The organism is Rhizobium sp. RAF56, assembly GCF_052113965.1.
Lineage (GTDB): Bacteria > Pseudomonadota > Alphaproteobacteria > Rhizobiales > Rhizobiaceae > Rhizobium.
The window spans coordinates 126,047-142,815 of the sequence record NZ_JBFRDU010000010.1 but is presented as its reverse complement, the minus strand read 5'-3'; the positions used below and the strand labels follow the sequence as shown (position 1 = coordinate 142,815).

Genomic DNA, 16,769 nt, shown 5'->3' with positions numbered 1-16,769 from the left:
TGTTCTAGAAATCTATAGTGGCCAGAGCGGCTTCCGCCTCGGCAAACAACCGGGCTTCGTCGATACCGGCGAATTCGCCGTTCTGCCAGACGATACGCCCGTTGATCATCGTCATGTCGGTCGGCATGCCGATACCCACCTTGGCGATCAGGCTCAGCGGGTCGTGCCGGGTGCCGACATAGTCCATGCGCCGCGTGTCGATCGCAAACAGGTCGGCGGCCATGCCAGGCGCAAGCCGGCCGATGTCGCGGCGGCCGAGAAGGCTGGCGCCGCCCGTGGTAGCGTACCCCAGGAAATCGACCGGCGGCGGCACGGGATGCGCGCGCGTCGACGCCGTCAAGCACTGCAGCATGTAGGCGGAGTGCACGCAGTGCATCAGGTTCGAATTGTCGTTCGAGGCCGCCCCATCGCAGCCGAGGCCCACCCTGAGGCCGAAGGCGGACATCGCCGGAATATCCGTGATCTCGGCGCCGACCAGATAGACCGGTTCGGGGCAGTGCGAGATGCCGGTGCCGCTCGCGGCTATCTTTCTCAGTTCGGCGTGGGAGAGTTCCCAGCAGTGGGCGTAGAAGGCATCAGGCCCTGAAAATCCGAGCTCTTCGCAGTAATCGACCGTCCGCATGCCGTGACGGGCCTCGATGACCGGGCTTTCGCCTTCGCCCACATGTGTGTGCATCTGCACGCCGCGATCCCGCGCCAGGGCGACAGATTCCACGAAGGTCTCGCGATAGCAGTTGACCGGCTGGCAGGGCGCGACCACGACCTGGCGCATGCTGAACGGGTTGGCGTCGTGGTAGGTGTCGATCAGGCGGGCGCAATCGGCGATGAACTCGTCCGTCGTCTCCAGCATGGCGTCCGGAATGGTCGAGCCCTCCGACTTCGGCAGCGTATTGCCGCCGCGCCCCGCGTGAAAACGCATTCCAAGCAACTCCGCGGCCTCGAACTGACGGTCGATCAACCGTTTGCCGGCATGCCGGGGGAAATTGTATTGATGGTCGAAAGCTGTCGTGCACCCATGCTTGATCAACTCGGCCATCGCCGTGACTGACGAGTGGTAGAAGCAATCTTCGGTGAGCCGCGAAAAGATCGGATAGATGCGGTCGAGCCATTCGATGACGGACAGCTTCGTCCAGTCGAGATCGGCGCGGTTGCGCACGAAGCATTGGAAGAAATGATGGTGGGTGTTGACGAGCCCGGGATAGACGAACCAGCCGCTGGCGTCCTCAGTGATCGTGTCGGCCGGCAGCGCGCCCTGATGAAGGTTTGCGCCAATGGCCGTTACGGCGGGGCCGTTCGTCAGCAGATCCACGTCACGGTGGACGCGTGGGCCCTTGCCGTCGTCCACGATCACCGCCGCGCAGTTTCTCAGCAGGTAGCCGGCCATGTCACACCTTTGCCGCTTCGATCGCGGGCTCGGGCTTCAACTCATGCAGCCGGTGAATGCCGGGCATTTCGATGAAGTTGGAAAGGCTCCGGATCGCACGGGACCAAAGCCGGATGGCGGGGTACGGGTCGAGCGCTACGCCGCCGTCGGGCGCGAGCGCCATGTAGGGGAAGCAGGCGATATCGGCGATCGTCGGCCGGGCCGATGCGAGGAACCGCATGCCGCGAACGCCCTGTTCGACCAAGCCTGATTCCAGCTCGCGAAGCGCGGCGATGCCCTGGGCTTGCAAGGCGTCGATATCGCCGGGACGCAGTAGCATCTCGTGCAGGCGCGCCCCGCCGAGGCTGGCGGTCAACCGGCCCGAGAACGAAAGCCACTGCTCGATCCGCGCCGTTTCCTCCGGAGAGCCGGCTCCGAGCCATTCCGGCGCGGCCTTGGCCGCGAGGTAGGCGAGCATGGCGGAGGATTCGGTGAGGATCAGGTCGCCGTCTTCCAGAATTGGAATGGAGCCAGCCGGATTGAGCACCAGGAGTTCAGGACCGCGATGTTCGAGCCCGGGGTGAAAATCCACCGGTCGAATATCCAGCTTCACGCCTGTCAGTGCCGCCATCAGGCGCACTTTGTAGCAACTGGGCGAGAGGATGTAGTCATAGAGTTTCATTGGGCCACCAGCTGTGCGCCGTAGGTATAGTTGTGGCGTTTCAGCCAACGTCGATAGGCGACCGAGGTCAGGTCGGCGCGCGTTGGAATTTCCATGCCCGGATCGAGAGGCAGCAGCCGGGGAATCTGGTTCTCCAGGATCGACCGGTCCTGCAGGAAGATCGTTTGCTGGAAGTGGATGAGGTCGGTCATCGGCGTATCATCGTCGAAGAGCGCCATCCACGGCCAGACGTCGCACAGATCCTCAGCGAGCGGCTGAACGAAGAGCGTGATGACGTCCCATTCGCTCGGGCGGGGCGGGCAGGTTTTGTAAAGGACGGAGCAGGTTGGTGCGGGGACGCGGTACATATATTCGGTGGTGATGCCGCCGCTTGCCGATTTGGCGGCCTGCGGCTGGTAGAATTTCACCTGCGTTGCCCAGACCTCGTCCACGTCTTCGCGGATTTCGACCTTGTAGTTCTGGACCTCGGTGTGAGGCTCCGCCCCCAGGATATCGGTGTGCACGAAGGGGAAATGCGCGATGTCGAGGAAGTTCTCGACGGCGCGCAAGGGCGAGCAGCGCACGCGCACCACGCCCACATCGACAAAGCGACGGCCAGGCTGGTCGGCCTCGGGGATCGGAAAAACGTCCTTCGTGGGCTCGCCAAGGGAAGACCAGACGTGGCCGTAGCGCACGCGCACGGGGAGCGCGCGGCCGTTGAGACCCGTCACCTTGGCCGTGCCGTCGGCCTCGAGCGCCACATCGATCGGCTCGCCCATCAGCGCCGTCTTGCGTCCGTTCCTGTCGAGTTGGCTGAAGAGGCCGACAGGATACCACTCGTCGATCATCGCGTCCTTGGCCATCACGCGATCCCTTTCCTCTGAAGGTCTTCGGCCAGCCGCCGCAAAGCGTCAGCAGCTCGTGACGCCGAGATGCGATCGCTGGGGTCGCTGCTCTCCTGCAGCAGCACATGGACCAGCGTCTGGTCGTCGTCCTGTGGAGCGAGCAGCAAACGCAATTTCTGGAGGTTCAAAAGACCCTCGGCGGTCGCCTTCGCACCTGCCGAGGCCTCGATCGCCGCGACGCTCGCGCGAAATGTCAGGGAGCGAAGGGGGGTAAGTCCCTCGAACCGCGGGGTCTCAGCGGAGGGCTGGCCAACGGCAACCCAGATGACGCCATCGGCCTCTTCTACCGCGTACGTCGCGACACGGATCGATTCCGGCGGCGTAAGCCCCGGATGTGCCGGGATTCTCACGCAGCTTCCGGTCTGACCATAGCTCCAGCCATGATAGATGCAATTAAGGGCCTCGCCGCGGACGAAGCCGTGCGAAAGGCGCATGCCGCGATGCGGACAACGGTCCGCCGAGGCCGAGGTGCGACCGGTGTCACTGCGCCAGAGGGCAATCGATCCGGCTGGTGTCCGCGCCGGCATTACGGTTCCCGCTGGCAAATCCGCGGAAAGGGCGACTGGCGTCCAACAGCCCGTCGTATCGGATAACATGACTCAACTTTCTGAACAGCATCAAAGCCTAGCTGAGTGCGACACGGCCGTTGACGGCCTGCTGCTCAGCGTCGCCACGTTTGCATAAACAATCTGCATTAGCAATCTTGATTAAATAAAGTGCACAGCCTGTAAATGCTGTTAAATGTGTCTCCTCGGCCTAGCCTTTGCTACCGGCGAGGGGAGTGCGCTCGATCGTCTCAACCCAGACGTCAATGGGGCCGAGCGAGCATCCCATCTCCATCATGTCTATCAGCTCCACGGGGCCGGCGACTTCGATATCGATCCGTTTGGAACTGCTATGAGAAATGGCCTGCGAGAGCCCGAGCTTGTCGGCGTGGCGCCGGATCCAGGGGAGGAAAGATGAGGCTTCTAGATCGCCGAGGATAGTCATCCGTTCCTGGAAGTGGTGCCGATGGGGCTGCGTCATAAAGTTTCTCGTATCTGGTTAGCGTGCGTACACAGCATAGCGCTTGCGTGAGCGCACGGAAGGGCTTTTCGAGAAAACCGGTCTGCCCGCCGCGACCGACCCTATTCGTTCGACGCAAACGCGTTTCTTTGACCCTTTGCCATATTGTCGGCCACCTGGCGCAGCACCTGCGTGAACTCGTCGGCGAGGACCGATCCGGGGCCCTTTGTCGGCCTCCAGAGGTTGAGCCGATAGGGCAATCGAACGCTGAGCCTTCGCAAGACGATGCCTTTGCCCGCATAGTGCGCTGCGGTCAAAGGATTGACGATCGAGATACCCACACCGGCGGCGACCATCGAGCAGACGCTGGCTGCCGTCGTCGTCTCGACGGTGAAGCGCCGGGATACACCTGCCGCATCGAAGATTTCGTCGAGCTTGCGGCGGTAGGGATCGCCTTGCGAGAAATAGACGAATTCGACGTCTTCGAAATCCTGCGGCTGCAGAACGGCGGTGGCCGCCAGCGGATGCCCGACCGGAAGCACACACACCACCTCTCCGACATCGATGCTCTCCGTTATGACGCCGTCATGGTGATAGGTGTTCTCCGTCAGCCCGAGGTCGAACATGAAGGCCGTCAAGTCGTTCCAGAGAGACACTTCCTCCAGCGAATGCATGGAGAGGTTGACGTGCGGATGATGCTTGAGAAAACGTTGTGCCACGAGGGGAAGGATTGCTTCCGCGAAGGCTGGTATGCAGGCGATCCGCAGCCGCGCGGCATTGTGCCCCCTGATGGCAGTCGCGGCACGGCTGATTTCCTCCATTCCGACGAACGATTGCCGGACCACCGCATGCAGCATTTGCGCCTGTTCTGTTGGAGTGAGCCGCTTGCCGAACCGGTGAAACAGATCGAAGCCGAGATATTTTTCCAGATCGCGCAATTCGCGACTGATCGTCGGCTGCGAGGTTCTCAACGCGGTCGAGGCGGCAGTCACGCTCTTGTTCATCATGATGGCATTGAAAACTTCGATTTGACGCTGGTTGAGCCGCATTCGGTCGCCTTCGGTCCATATATCTCAAATGAATTAGAGCGCACATATTATGTATTTTGAAGGTGCACGGTTGTCTGAGATCATGTTTATGAAGGAAATTATATAAGGCTAAATTTCATCGTGACCTACGACGCGACGCCGATTTCTTATCGTAACGACAATGGAGGCCCTGAGAAGCTCGTTTATCGCGAGCGCGCCCTCCATCTGGAGGATGTGAGCATCGCGGCGATCGCGAAGAGAATCCCCACACCGTTCTATTGCTATTCCTCGAGCGCCATACGCGAAGCCTATGGGACGCTTTCGGGCGCTTTGTCCTCGGTTGGGGCTGCGATCTGCTTTGCCGTCAAGGCAAATGGCAACGTGGCGGTTCTGGGGTTGCTCGCCGAACTCGGCGCCGGCATGGACATCGTGTCGGGAGGAGAACTCGAGCGGGCGTTGGCAGCAGGCGTTCAGGCCTCGAAGATCATTTTCTCCGGCGTGGGCAAGCAGCGCGCCGAGATTGCGCGCGCCCTTGAAGTCGGCATTCATCAATTCAACGTCGAATCCGCAGCCGAGCTTGATGCCATCATAGCGGTGGCGAAGGCTCAGGGCCGGCGTGCGCCGGTCGCGCTACGCGTCAATCCGGACGTCGATGCGCGAACCCACGCAAAGATCACGACGGGCAAAAAGGGCGACAAGTTCGGCATCGCCCTTCATGAGATACCGGCGCTCTACGCCAGGGCGGTCGCCACCCCTGAGCTTGAGGTGGTGGGTCTTGCGGTACACATCGGATCCCAGATTCTCGATCTATCGCCTTATCGCAGTGCCTATGCCCGCATGGCGGAGCTCATCGGATCGCTGCGCGCCCAGGGTCTCGAAGTGTCGAGGCTCGATCTCGGAGGTGGAATCGGCATCGGCTATGGTCAAGGCGCCGGCGCGGACGTCGTTGAGTATGCCAAAATCGTTGCGGAGACGGTCGGCGAGGTCGGCTGCGCTTTGACGGTTGAGCCAGGTCGATGGTTGGTGGGGCAGGCGGGCCTGCTCGTCACCGAACTCCTCTATATCAAGGAGACCGGCGATCGCTCCACGGCGATTGTCGATGCAGGTATGAACGACCTGATGCGCCCCGCGCTCTACGGCGCCGTCCATCCGGTGCTTCCGGTGCGTCGGAAACCGGATGCGGAAGTGTGCACCTATCAGATTGCAGGTCCCGTCTGTGAAAGCTCCGACATCTTCGGCACATATGCAGGCTTGCCGTCCCTCAAGGCGGGCGACCTTCTGGCTTTCGGAAGCGCGGGTGCTTACTGCGCCTCCATGGCGTCCACATACAATTCGCGGGATCTCATCGCGGAAGTGCTTGTGGACGGTGACCGTTTCAAGACAATTCGGCGCAGACAACTAATCAAGGATGTGCTGAAGCTCGAGGAAGCGCAGGCATGGCAACGTGCGACGGTACAGGCGGTATCCGGGTCTATTCAACCGACCACCGACACTGCCCTCGAAACGAGGCCTGGTCGTAGGCGGATGGATCGGCTCTGGAGATGGAATGGCCTTGGAGGCCGTTTTCACGGTTTCCTGTAGGTCCGGGCTTCGGGGTGAAGTCCGCAACGTCTGGCGACATGTCGGGCCGGCGACGGCCTGCGGCACAGAAACGAAACAGGAAGAATGCAACGGCCGGTACGCGGGCAGCGACTTTTAAGGTCGCCGTACACGTCAATCCGGATCGGGGAACAAAAAAGAAGGGAAGACAAATGCTTAACAAAGTGAAATTTCTGATGGCGACGGGGCTGGTCACGCTTGCTCTCGCATCGCCGATACTCGCGGCCGACCATGTCCTGCGAATTGCCTATCCTGAAGATCCCAAGACGGTCGACGTCCAGAAGACGCAGGATTTCTATACGCTGCCGCTCAATGTTTACGATCGGCTGGTCGAGGCCGAAACGACCGCCCCGGGTCAATCGTCGCTTGTGCCCGGTCTTGCCGAGAGCTGGGACGTTTCGGAGGACGGTAAGACCTACACGTTCCATCTGCGCAAGGGCGTGCTCTTTCACAACGGCGAGGAACTGACTTCGGACGACGTGGTCTACACCTTCGACCGCATGCTCGATCCGAAGACCAAGGCGCTGAGCACCGATCTCCTTGATTTCGTCGATGGCGCCAAAGAGCGTCTGGATGGGACCGCGACCACGGTACGCGGATTGCAGGCGGTGGACAAATACACCGTCAAGGTCGTCCTGCGAGATCCCTACGCAGCCTTCATCGCCCTGATGGCGAGCCCTGGCGCCTCGATCTACAATCGCAAGTTCACCGAGCCGCTCGGCGATCAGTACGGTCTCTCGCCGGAGACGACCAACGGTACGGGCCCGTTCGTTCTGAAGGAATACAATCTCAACGACAACCAGGTGCTCGCCGCCAACGACAAGTACTATCGCGGTCGTCCGAAGCTCGACCAGATCATCGTCCGCGTCGTTGCGGATTCAGAGACGCTGCGGCTGCTGCTCGAATCCGACGAACTGGATGTCTTCGACGTCGACTATGCGCCGACGCAGCTGCCCTATTTCGAAAGCAGCGACAAGTGGAAGGACCAGATCCGCTCCGGCCCGCGCGTCGGCATCTACTACTACCACATCAACCAGGCGCTGAAGCCCTTCGACGACGTGCGCGTCCGCAAGGCGTTCCAGATGGCCATCAACCGCGACGAGATTCTTCAGAAGAATTTCTACGGCAAGGGCAAGATCGAAGATGGCGTCATGCCGCGCGGTCTCGTCTGCTACGAGCCGGCGAAGTCGATCGAATACAATCCGCAGAAGGCCAGGCAGCTCCTCACCGAAGCGGGCTATCCGAACGGCGTGGACATCAACCTGGCCCAGGTCAGCAGCTGGTCTTCGAAATGGTCTGACATGAACCAAATCATTCAGGCCCAGATCAAGGATGCCGGCTTCAACGCCCAGATCAAGACGATGGACGAGTCGGCCTATTTCGCCAACCGCAAGGCCGGAACCGTCGACAACTACACGCAGAACTGGTCCGCCGACTTCAACGATCCGGATAATTTCTTCTATACGTTCTTCAGCAAGAGCGGGACGGCCGTTCGCGGCTACAACAACAACGACGCCGAAGTCTTCGCCGCGCTCGACAAGGCACGTACGATGACCAATGCCGAAGAACGCTGCGCGCTCTATCGCAAGATGACCGATCGGATCGTGCAGGACGACGCGGCATGGGTGCCCCTGTTCAGCCTCGATCACACCTATGTCGTTCAGCCGCGGGTGAAGAACTTCGTGGTGCCGTGGAACGGCTGGAGCGACATGAGCTACTACAAGATGGAAGTCGAATAAGGCGCTTCGGGGTGGCGGTCGTCGTTTCCAGGCGACCGCTACATTCGATAGCACGATCACTGTTTCCAAGCATTAGCGCTGGCAGATCTGCCCGCATCACTCGCTCAGGCGAGGTACAATGAAAGACATTTTTCGATGCTGATCTTCGTGATAAAGCGCATCGCGGTTTCGATCCCCGTTCTGATCGGTATCACGGCGCTGCTTTTCATCATGCTCAACGTGATCCCCGGCGATCCCGTCGCGCTGATGATGAAGGAGCACGCAAGCTCCGATGTGATCGACCGCGTCCGCGCCCAGATGCACCTCGATGATCCGCTCCTCACGCGCTACTTCCGCTTCGTCGTCGCCGCGCTGCAAGGGGATCTCGGCGTATCGATCAAACTGAACCGCAGCGTCACGACGCTCATCCTCAACGCCTTCCCGAACACGCTGATGCTCGCCGTTGCCGCCGCGCTCGTGTCCTGGGTGATCGGCATTCCCGCGGGGATCCTGTCGGCGGTGCGGCGCGACTCTCTGCTCGACCATTTCTTCATGGGCTTCTCGCTCATCGGCGTGTCCATGCCGATCTTCTGGTCGGCGCTGCTGATGCAATACATCTTTGCCTTGAAGCTGAAATGGCTGCCGGTTTCAGGTTTCTACGGCTTCAAATACGTGATCCTGCCGGCCATCGTGCTGGGTTGGAGCTCTGCCGGCGTTATTGCCCGATTGACCCGCTCCAGCCTGCTGGAAGTCATGCGCCACGACTATATCCGTACGGCGCGAGCCAAAGGCCTTCGCGAGATCCTCGTCATCCGGCGGCATGCGCTGAAGAACTCGCTCATTCCCGTCGTCACCATCATGGCGATCCAGGTTGCGAGCCTTCTGTCGGGAGCGGTCATCACTGAAGCGATCTTCGGCATTCCCGGCGTCGGCCGCATCTCCGTCAATGCGATCCAGGCGCGCGACATGCCGCTGCTGCAGGGATCGGTTCTCTTTGCGACCGTCCTCGTCATTTTCGGGAACCTGATCGCCGATGTTCTCTACTCGGTCCTCGACCCCCGCATCCGCCACCAGATGAAGGGAGGATCGAAATGACGCAGTTCGCCGAAACGACGGAAGACTTCTCCGACAGCGCCGAAAACGACAGCTTCCTTCGCGATGCCATCAGGATATTCTGTCAAAACCGCATGGCGATGACGGGCCTGATCCTGGTCGGAGCGCTCATCTTCGTTGCGCTCTTCGCGCCGCTCATCAGTCACCACGATCCTTACCGCGTCGCGCTTAACGAGCAGCTGTTGCCGCCGTCCATGACCTATTGGCTCGGCACGGACAATTTCGGCCGCGATCTGCTGACACGGATTCTCTACGGCGCGCGGATTTCGCTCGTCGTCGGCATTGTTCCCAGCTTCATTTCGCTGGCGATCGGCGCCGTCATGGGCATCATCAGCGGCTATTGCGGGGGCAGGACCGACTTCGTGATCATGCGCCTCGCCGATACGATGATCGCTTTTCCGTCGCTGCTTTTGGCGATGGTGGTGATGTATACGCTCGGGGCGAACCTCTTCAACATCTTCATTGCCTTGAGCCTCGTGGGCTGGGCGGGCGTTGCGCGCGTGGTGCGTTCCCAGACGCTTGCGGTCAAGGAGAAGGAGTTCATCGAGGCTGCTCGCGCCAACGGTACGACGAATACCACGATCATGATCCGCCATATCTTCCCCAACGTCGTCCCGACGCTGATCGTTTTGTTTTCGCTCAGCATTCCCGAAGCCATCATGTGGGAGTCGAGCCTCAGCTTCCTCGGCGTCGGCGTTCAGCCGCCTGAAGCCAGCTGGGGGCTCTTGGTGGCAAAGGGCAAGGAATACCTCTTCTCGGCGCCGCTCGTCGCGATCATGCCCGGCGTGGCGATCCTGATTACGGTGCTGGCCTTCAACTTTATCGGCGACGGGCTGCGTGATTCGCTCGATCCCTACATGAAGGATTGAGGGGCGCGGCGATGACAGAGCAAGGCACACTGCTGAGCGTGCGCAACCTGCGCACCGAATTCAAGAGCCAGCGCGGCCCCGTGCGGGTCGTCGACGGCGTGTCGTTCGACGTGGGCCATGGCAAGATCGTCGGCCTGGTCGGCGAATCCGGCTCGGGCAAGAGCATGACGGCGCTATCCCTGATGGGGCTGGTGCCATCGCCGCCGGGCACGATCAGCGCCGACAGCGTCCTCCTCGACGGCACCGACCTGACGCGGCTCACCGCCGACCAGATGCGACGCAAGCGCGGTCGCGACATCTCGATGGTCTTTCAGGAGCCGATGACGGCGCTGAACCCGGTGAAGACCATGATCCAGCAGGTGGGGGAGCCGCTGTCGATCCATACCGATCTGAGCAGGCGCGCCATCCGCGAGAAGGTGCTGCACATGTTCGAGACGGTCGGCATACCTGAGCCGGCTGCACGCCTCAAAGCCTATCCACATGAGTTGTCGGGCGGGCTCAGGCAAAGGGCGATGATCGCCATGGGCCTGATCTGCGAGCCGAAGCTCTTGATCGCCGACGAGCCGACGACGGCGCTCGACGTGACGACGCAAGCGCAGATCCTGCGGCTGATGGTTGCGCTGCGCGACCGGGTCGGCACGGCAATCGTCATGATCACCCACGACCTCGGCATCATCGCCGAGATGTGCGACGAGGTGAACGTGATGTATGCAGGGCAGATCGTCGAGCAGGCGAGCGTTTTCGATCTCTTCGACCGGCCGTCGCATCCCTATACGCGGGGACTTCTTGCCTCTATTCCGAAGGCGACCGAAAAGCGCGGCGGGAACCGGCTGAACAGCATTCCGGGCGTGGTGCCGAACCTGGCCAAGCTTCCCGGGGGCTGTCGTTTCCATCCAAGATGCGGAGATGCGATGCCGATCTGCAAGATCAAGCCGCCGGAGCTCACCGAGCTCGGCAACGGTCACAAGGTTCGCTGTTGGCTGCACGACAAACAGGGAGGAACGCCATGAACGACGTCCTCATCTCCACCGAGGGGCTCAGCAAGCACTACCAGCTCAGCTCGGGTTTCTTCGGCTCGAAGGAGCGTGTCGTTCGTGCGGTGGATGGCATAACCCTCGATATTCATGAAAGAGAGACATTCGCGCTCGTCGGCGAGTCCGGCTGCGGCAAGACCACGCTCGGCCGTGTGATGCTGCGGCTCATCGAGCGGACGGAAGGCTCCGTCCGCTATCGTGGACAGGACCTGCACGCGCTCAGCGACACCGCGATGCGGGCGATGCGCAAGAAGCTGCAGATCATTTTTCAGGATCCGTTCGCCTCCCTCAATCCGCGCATGCGAGTGAAGGACATCCTGGCCGAGCCGCTCCGTGCCCACAGCTTCGGCACCGCGGCCGAGATCGAGGAGCGCTGCAAGGAACTGCTCGACATGGTTGGGCTGCGCCAGCATCTGCTGAACCGCTACCCTCACCAGTTCAGCGGCGGGCAGCGGCAACGCATCGGCATTGCACGGGCGCTCGCCAACAGCCCCGAGTTCGTCGTCTGCGACGAGGCTGTCTCGGCGCTCGACGTTTCGATTCAGGCCCAGGTCCTGAACCTCTTGCGCGACCTTCAGGAGCGGCTGAAGCTGACCTATCTGTTCATCACCCACGATTTGAGCGTTGTCAGGCAGTTCGCCGATCGCGTCGGGGTGATGTTCCTCGGAAGGATGGTCGAGGTCGGGACCACGGAAGAGATCTTCGCCAATCCACGGCATCCCTACACGATGTTCCTGATCTCGGCGGTTCCGCGCGCCGATCCACACCAGAGGAACCGCGAAAGGCCGATACTGGTCGGGGATATTCCGAGCCCGATGAACCTGCCTTCAGGGTGCCGGTTCCACACGCGCTGCCCCTTTGCGCAGGCGATCTGTCGGACGGAGGAGCCGGTCCTGTCCGATCGGGGCGGCCGGGCTGTCGCATGTCATTTTCCCCTGGATCAATGACCGGGGCGTTTTCAGGAAAGGAGAGGGGCTTGGATCTGATCGTTGCTCGAGACGGAGACGGCTGGACGGCCGAGTATGGCAACAAGCGCTGGCGGTGTGCCGTCGGCCGCGGCGGCCTGCGCACGGATAAGGTCGAGGGCGACGGTGCAAGCCCGATCGGGCGTTGGCCGATCCGCCAGGTGTTTTACCGTGCCGACCTGATGGCCGCGCCGGCGCCGCATTTTCCCTGTCATCCGATCGACAGGCTGGATGGCTGGTGCGACGAGCCTTCGCATCCAAGCTACAATCGGCAGGTGCGGCTGCCTTTCGAAGCCAGCCATGAGGAACTCTGGCGGGATGACGACCTCTATGACTGCGTCGTCGTCCTGGGGCATAACGACGATCCGCCGGTTGCCGGCAAGGGCAGTGCTGTCTTCCTGCATATCGCCCGGCCGGACTATTCCCCGACCGCCGGTTGCGCGGCACTTTCGAAGGAAGACCTGCTGGCGTTCCTGGCGCTCGCCCAGCCCGACACGCATTTGGTCTTCAGCGGCGGGCGTTAGGCAACCGGCAACCGGTTCCGTCATCCCGGCCTTGAGCCGGGAACGGATGGTCTGTCAACAATCCGACGCCCGTTCCAGCGGGCGTCATCATTTCTCACGACGCTTGCGCTAGCCGCAGGCGCCACATGACCCCATCAGGACTATCGGACCATGACCACCATCGACAAAGCCGCGCTGGAGCGGGCTCTGGACCTCTTGCCACAGCGATTTAAAGGGCCGGGCGGCGTTGCAGGGGTGGTGAAGGACGGAAGGGTCATCGCCCGCCGCGCCTGGGGCTTTGCCGACATGTATCGGCGGCTGCCAATGACGGCAGCCACCCGGTTGCCGATCTGTTCGATATCCAAACAGTTCACCTGCGCCCTACTTCTCGACCAGTTCGACGATCCGTCGTCCCTGGATTCGAAGGTGAGGGACTTTCTTCCCCATTATCGCGATACCTTGCCGACGGTGGAGCAGCTTTGTCACAACCAATCGGGCCTGCGCGACTACTGGGCGCTGACGGTGCTGCAAGGTGCCGTGCCCGAAGCCGAGTTTCGCCGCGAGGACGCGCTGCCGCTGATCGCCAGGTCCAAGACCGGCCATTTCCAGGCAGGCAGCATCTTTTCGTACAACAACGCCAACTATCGGATTCTCGGCGAGCTGATCGAGCGTGGAACGGGCCGCGCCTTGGCCGATCTTCTGGCCGAGCGAATTTTCGTGCCCGCGGGCATGAAGAACGCGATCCTTGCGCCGGACACCCGCTTTCCGGTCGACGGCGTCGTCGGATACGAAGGCAACGACGAGGTCGGGTTCCTTCCAGCGGAGAACGGTGTCTACTGGTTTGGCGACGCCGGCATCTCGGCTTCGCTCGACGACATGCTGGCGTGGGAAACTTATATCGACGCGACTCGCGACGATCGCCTGGGCCTTTACCACCGCATATCGGCTCCGGTCGCCTATAGCGACGGATCGCCTGCCGGCTACGGCTACGGCTTGCGGCGGGATGATATCGGCGGTGTCAAGGCCACCGGCCATGGCGGGGGCTTGCGCGGCTTCGGTTGCTATCGGCTCCACGCAACGGAGGAGCGCCTTTCGGTTGTGGTCATGTTCAACCACGATAACGGCGCGTTTTCGGCCGCCACGTGCCTTCTCAACGCCGCTCTTGGTCGCGATGCCCGGAGCGAGGCCGTCCGCCCTGACGGCTGGGACGGCGTTTGGTTGGACGACGAACGGGGGCTCGTCGTCCGAACCGTTCAGGACACGTCAGGCGTCAAGCTCTACTACGCCCCTTCGGCGGCGCGGCTCATGGTTTCGGCCGACGGCGTCGCCCGTGGCCAGGCGCTCAGCCTGCGAAAGGAGGGCGGAGCGCTCGTCATGCACCGCGAAAGCGAAAACCTTCGCGTCGTCGCCCGGCCGCTAAGCCCCATAGACTGGGCCGACGGCAACGCCATTGCCGGGCGCTACTGGTCCGAAGAACTCGACGCCTATCTCGAGATCGAGGCCCGCGACGGTGGGGCCTACGCGGTCTTCGAAGGTATGTTCGGCACCGGTCCCATGGAGCGAATGTATCCGCTCGCCGAAGGCATCTGGGTCATCACGACCCGTCGCTCGATGGACGCGGCTCCGCCCGGCGACTGGACCGTTCAGGTGCATCGGGATGGAGCCGCAACAGCAACCGGCTTGACCGTCGGCTGCTGGCTGGCACGGAAAATAACCTATCGACGCGTTGAGTAGCCAGCAACACGATCAGCCACTGGGGTTTGGCGGGCAGTTTCCTGCGGTTCTACATCCGCCATGGTCCTGGTTTTTCAGGAGCATTTCGGCAAGTCGGCAAGAGACGAAAATGTCTTCGGTGCCGCTGCCGCTATTACTTGTCCTTTTTCCCAAGGCTTACAGCGCTTCCGGCCGCCTTCACCTGGGAGCCCACGGGTGCGACGCTGGGCGCGGACTTGTCTTTCTTGGGCTTTCTAACTTCGCGGTTTCCCCGCACCTGACCCTTAGCCATGACGTTTCTCCCTTGTCCGATCGCTTGTGAATTAGAATCGCGACCGGTCCCTATCCCATGGCCCAAACGTCCGGAAAGCAAGTCAAATATTCTTGCACCAACCCTGAGAAGTGCCAGAAGCAGCGTCGCCACCCGCGTGCCGGCGTTTTCGACAATATCGCAGCTACTTGCGGTATTTCTCACAGACGTTCAGCCTGTGAGGATCTCCATATTCCTCGCAGTTATAGCCGCATTCATAGTCGCCACCGCCGTTGAGTTGAATCTCGTTCATCTTTTCCTTTGCAGATTCAATGCAGTACGACACCATCGTAAAGTGCGGTGTTACAATGAATTTTGTGCGGTCGGTTCGGTCCGGGTAGACGATGGCGGACCACCCGCCAGGGCGATCGTCGCAACCGGCCAGTAGGAGAAAAGCCAATAATAGCGGAGTTCTCGCCATTGCTTCTCCGATTCCCCCTTGGAGTGCTAAGCAACTACGCATTCATCGCACTGAACCACATGGAGCAATTAAAAGTCACCGTCAGAACGGGTAGTGCTGGGCCGAATCTTCCACGGTGATCCAGCGCAGGTCGGTGAATTCGGCGATGGCGGCCTTGCCGCCGAAGCGGCCGTAGCCGCTGTTCTTGACGCCGCCGAAGGGGATCTGAGCTTCGTCGTTCACGGTCGGGCCATTGATGTGGCAGATGCCGGTCTCGATGCGCGCGGCAACCGCCATCGCGCGCTGGATGTCGCGGCTGAAGACGGCGGATGACAGGCCGTATTCCGTGTCGTTGGCGACGCGCACGGCCTCGTCTTCGTCGGCCACGCGCACGATCGGCTTGACGGGGCCGAAGGACTCTTCTGAATAAACGCGCATGGCGGGCGTGACATGGTCGAGAACCGTCGCCTCGACGACCGTACCGGTGCGTTTGCCGCCGGCGACGAGTTTTGCGCCCTTGGCCTCGGCGTCCGCGATCAGCGCTTCCATCCTCTTGGCAGCGTCGAGGCTGATCAGCGAACCGAGGACCACGTGTCCGCGTGGATCGCCGGCGGGAAGCTGGCTTGCGCGCGCGGCGAGCTTGCCGACGAATTCGTCGGCAATCGCCTGGTGCACGATGATGCGCTCCGTCGACATGCAGATCTGGCCCTGATGCATGAAGGCGCCGAAGATGGCTGCATTTACCGCACCGTCGATATCGGCATCGTCGAGGATGACGAGCGGTGCCTTGCCGCCGAGTTCGAGCAGGGCGGGCTTCAGGTGCTTGCCGGCGAGTTCCGCGATGATCTTGCCGACCTTGGTCGAGCCGGTGAAATTGACACGGCGCACGGTCGGGTGTGCGATCAGGGTCTCGACGATCTTCGCCGCGTCCTCCGGCGCGTTGGTGATGACGTTGATGACGCCGGCGGGTAGCCCGGCTTCGACCAGCACGGTTGCGATCAGCCGGTGGACGGCGGGGCACATTTCCGAGGCCTTGAGGATGACGGTATTGCCACAGGCGATCGGCATGGCAACCGCCCGCGTGCCGAGGATGACCGGCGCATTCCACGGCGCCATGGAAAGGCAGACGCCCGCCGCCTGGCGGATGCCCATGGAGAGCGTGCCCGGCTTGTCGGAGGGGATGATCTCGCCGGCGATTTGCGTGGTCATCGCGGCGGCCTCGCGCAGGATGTTGGCCGCGAGCATGACGTTGAAGCCCGACCAGGGAGCGGTGGCGCCGGTCTCTTCGATCATCAGCCGGATGAATTCCGGTGCCTTGGAATCCATGATGTCGGCGGCTTTGGAGAGGATTGCGCGGCGCAGGCCGGGGCCTGTCTTCGACCAGGACGGAAAGGCCGCCGACGCGGCCTCGATGGCCGCTGCCACATCGTCGAGGCCGGCGGCCGCAGCGCGGCTTGCGAGCTTTTCGGTGAAGGGGTCGAGCCGGTCAAAGGTGCGGCCGCTGGCAGCGGGTCGATCCGCGCCGTTGATGAGAAGGGAAATGTTCATGTCTGTCTCCTTCGGAAAGATAAGCAAATCAGAAA

At 61.7% G+C, this 16,769-nt stretch carries 16 protein-coding genes; 8 read left to right on the top strand and 8 right to left on the bottom strand.

Going from position 1 to position 16,769, the window contains the following annotated elements; all coding sequences use genetic code 11:
- Nucleotides 1-4: 4 nt before the first annotated feature.
- The 6 genes from AB4048_RS10915 to AB4048_RS10890 form a co-directional block, all read right to left on the bottom strand.
- On the bottom strand, nt 5-1,384 hold the full coding sequence (locus AB4048_RS10915) for an amidohydrolase (RefSeq protein WP_442201971.1): 1,380 nt from the start codon (nt 1,382-1,384) through the stop codon (nt 5-7).
- A 1-nt stretch (nt 1,385) separates the two neighbouring features.
- A complete protein-coding gene (locus tag AB4048_RS10910; protein WP_442201970.1) occupies nt 1,386-2,045 on the bottom strand; it encodes a glutathione S-transferase family protein in 660 nt (219 codons plus the stop codon).
- Entirely contained in the window at nt 2,042-2,887 is an 846-nt protein-coding gene (locus tag AB4048_RS10905) for an aromatic ring-hydroxylating dioxygenase subunit alpha (protein ID WP_442201969.1), read from the bottom strand. Before AB4048_RS10905 ends, AB4048_RS10910 begins: the two co-directional genes overlap by 4 nt.
- Nucleotides 2,887-3,525 carry a Rieske 2Fe-2S domain-containing protein gene (locus AB4048_RS10900; RefSeq protein WP_442201968.1) on the bottom strand — a complete coding sequence of 213 codons (639 nt, stop codon included), beginning with the start codon at nt 3,523-3,525 and terminating at the stop codon, nt 2,887-2,889. The genes AB4048_RS10905 and AB4048_RS10900 overlap by 1 nt, the downstream gene beginning before the upstream one ends.
- A gap of 160 nt (nt 3,526-3,685) precedes the next feature.
- Nucleotides 3,686-3,955 (bottom strand): acylphosphatase, encoded by a 270-nt coding sequence (locus tag AB4048_RS10895; protein WP_442201967.1) that lies wholly within the window; start codon nt 3,953-3,955, stop codon nt 3,686-3,688.
- Between the two features lie 101 nt (nt 3,956-4,056).
- Entirely contained in the window at nt 4,057-4,983 is a 927-nt protein-coding gene (locus AB4048_RS10890) for a LysR family transcriptional regulator (protein ID WP_442201966.1), read from the bottom strand.
- A 120-nt stretch (nt 4,984-5,103) separates the two neighbouring features.
- On the opposite strand from AB4048_RS10890, the gene lysA reads away from it, so the two are divergent.
- From lysA to AB4048_RS10850, 8 genes are all read left to right on the top strand, one after another.
- The gene (gene lysA / locus AB4048_RS10885) at nt 5,104-6,543 is read left to right on the top strand and encodes a diaminopimelate decarboxylase (protein ID WP_442201965.1); all 1,440 of its coding nucleotides are present in this window, start codon (nt 5,104-5,106) and stop codon (nt 6,541-6,543) included.
- Between the two features lie 170 nt (nt 6,544-6,713).
- A complete protein-coding gene (locus tag AB4048_RS10880) occupies nt 6,714-8,300 on the top strand; it encodes an ABC transporter substrate-binding protein (RefSeq protein WP_442201964.1) in 1,587 nt (528 codons plus the stop codon).
- Between the two features lie 135 nt (nt 8,301-8,435).
- Entirely contained in the window at nt 8,436-9,374 is a 939-nt protein-coding gene (locus AB4048_RS10875) for an ABC transporter permease (RefSeq protein WP_442201963.1), read from the top strand.
- Nucleotides 9,371-10,261, top strand: coding sequence for an ABC transporter permease (locus AB4048_RS10870; protein WP_442201962.1), 891 nt, complete (start codon nt 9,371-9,373; stop codon nt 10,259-10,261). The genes AB4048_RS10875 and AB4048_RS10870 overlap by 4 nt, the downstream gene beginning before the upstream one ends.
- 11 nt (nt 10,262-10,272) lie before the next feature.
- Nucleotides 10,273-11,271: an ABC transporter ATP-binding protein gene (locus AB4048_RS10865; RefSeq protein WP_442201961.1), complete on the top strand. Its 999-nt coding sequence runs from the start codon at nt 10,273-10,275 to the stop codon at nt 11,269-11,271.
- Nucleotides 11,268-12,242: an ABC transporter ATP-binding protein gene (locus tag AB4048_RS10860; RefSeq protein ID WP_442201960.1), complete on the top strand. Its 975-nt coding sequence runs from the start codon at nt 11,268-11,270 to the stop codon at nt 12,240-12,242. Before AB4048_RS10865 ends, AB4048_RS10860 begins: the two co-directional genes overlap by 4 nt.
- 29 nt (nt 12,243-12,271) lie before the next feature.
- Nucleotides 12,272-12,784, top strand: coding sequence for a L,D-transpeptidase family protein (locus AB4048_RS10855; protein ID WP_442201959.1), 513 nt, complete (start codon nt 12,272-12,274; stop codon nt 12,782-12,784).
- Nucleotides 12,785-12,934: 150 nt separating this feature from the next.
- Nucleotides 12,935-14,497, top strand: coding sequence for a D-aminopeptidase (locus AB4048_RS10850; RefSeq protein ID WP_442201958.1), 1,563 nt, complete (start codon nt 12,935-12,937; stop codon nt 14,495-14,497).
- A gap of 434 nt (nt 14,498-14,931) precedes the next feature.
- Here the strand turns inward: AB4048_RS10850 and AB4048_RS10845 are convergent, their stop codons facing one another.
- Together AB4048_RS10845 and AB4048_RS10840 are read right to left on the bottom strand one after the other, a co-directional pair.
- A complete protein-coding gene (locus AB4048_RS10845; protein WP_442201957.1) occupies nt 14,932-15,207 on the bottom strand; it encodes a hypothetical protein in 276 nt (91 codons plus the stop codon).
- 81 nt (nt 15,208-15,288) lie between these two features.
- Complete coding sequence (locus AB4048_RS10840) at nt 15,289-16,734, bottom strand: aldehyde dehydrogenase (RefSeq protein WP_442201956.1); 1,446 nt, start codon at nt 16,732-16,734, stop codon at nt 15,289-15,291.
- Nucleotides 16,735-16,769: the final 35 nt, after the last annotated feature.

What these genes read in the sequence shown, in the direction of transcription:
- AB4048_RS10905 (WP_442201969.1), bottom strand. Translation starts at nt 2,887, where the DNA reads ATGGCCAAGGACGCGATGATCGACGAGTGGTATCCTGTCGGCCTCTTC.
- AB4048_RS10900 (WP_442201968.1), bottom strand. Translation starts at nt 3,525, where the DNA reads ATGTTATCCGATACGACGGGCTGTTGGACGCCAGTCGCCCTTTCCGCG.
- AB4048_RS10875 (WP_442201963.1), top strand. Translation starts at nt 8,436, where the DNA reads ATGCTGATCTTCGTGATAAAGCGCATCGCGGTTTCGATCCCCGTTCTG.
- AB4048_RS10910 (WP_442201970.1), bottom strand. Translation starts at nt 2,045, where the DNA reads ATGAAACTCTATGACTACATCCTCTCGCCCAGTTGCTACAAAGTGCGC.
- AB4048_RS10890 (WP_442201966.1), bottom strand. Translation starts at nt 4,983, where the DNA reads ATGCGGCTCAACCAGCGTCAAATCGAAGTTTTCAATGCCATCATGATG.
- AB4048_RS10895 (WP_442201967.1), bottom strand. Translation starts at nt 3,955, where the DNA reads ATGACGCAGCCCCATCGGCACCACTTCCAGGAACGGATGACTATCCTC.
- AB4048_RS10840 (WP_442201956.1), bottom strand. Translation starts at nt 16,734, where the DNA reads ATGAACATTTCCCTTCTCATCAACGGCGCGGATCGACCCGCTGCCAGC.
- AB4048_RS10845 (WP_442201957.1), bottom strand. Translation starts at nt 15,207, where the DNA reads ATGGCGAGAACTCCGCTATTATTGGCTTTTCTCCTACTGGCCGGTTGC.
- AB4048_RS10870 (WP_442201962.1), top strand. Translation starts at nt 9,371, where the DNA reads ATGACGCAGTTCGCCGAAACGACGGAAGACTTCTCCGACAGCGCCGAA.
- AB4048_RS10850 (WP_442201958.1), top strand. Translation starts at nt 12,935, where the DNA reads ATGACCACCATCGACAAAGCCGCGCTGGAGCGGGCTCTGGACCTCTTG.
- AB4048_RS10880 (WP_442201964.1), top strand. Translation starts at nt 6,714, where the DNA reads ATGCTTAACAAAGTGAAATTTCTGATGGCGACGGGGCTGGTCACGCTT.
- AB4048_RS10915 (WP_442201971.1), bottom strand. Translation starts at nt 1,384, where the DNA reads ATGGCCGGCTACCTGCTGAGAAACTGCGCGGCGGTGATCGTGGACGAC.
- AB4048_RS10865 (WP_442201961.1), top strand. Translation starts at nt 10,273, where the DNA reads ATGACAGAGCAAGGCACACTGCTGAGCGTGCGCAACCTGCGCACCGAA.
- AB4048_RS10860 (WP_442201960.1), top strand. Translation starts at nt 11,268, where the DNA reads ATGAACGACGTCCTCATCTCCACCGAGGGGCTCAGCAAGCACTACCAG.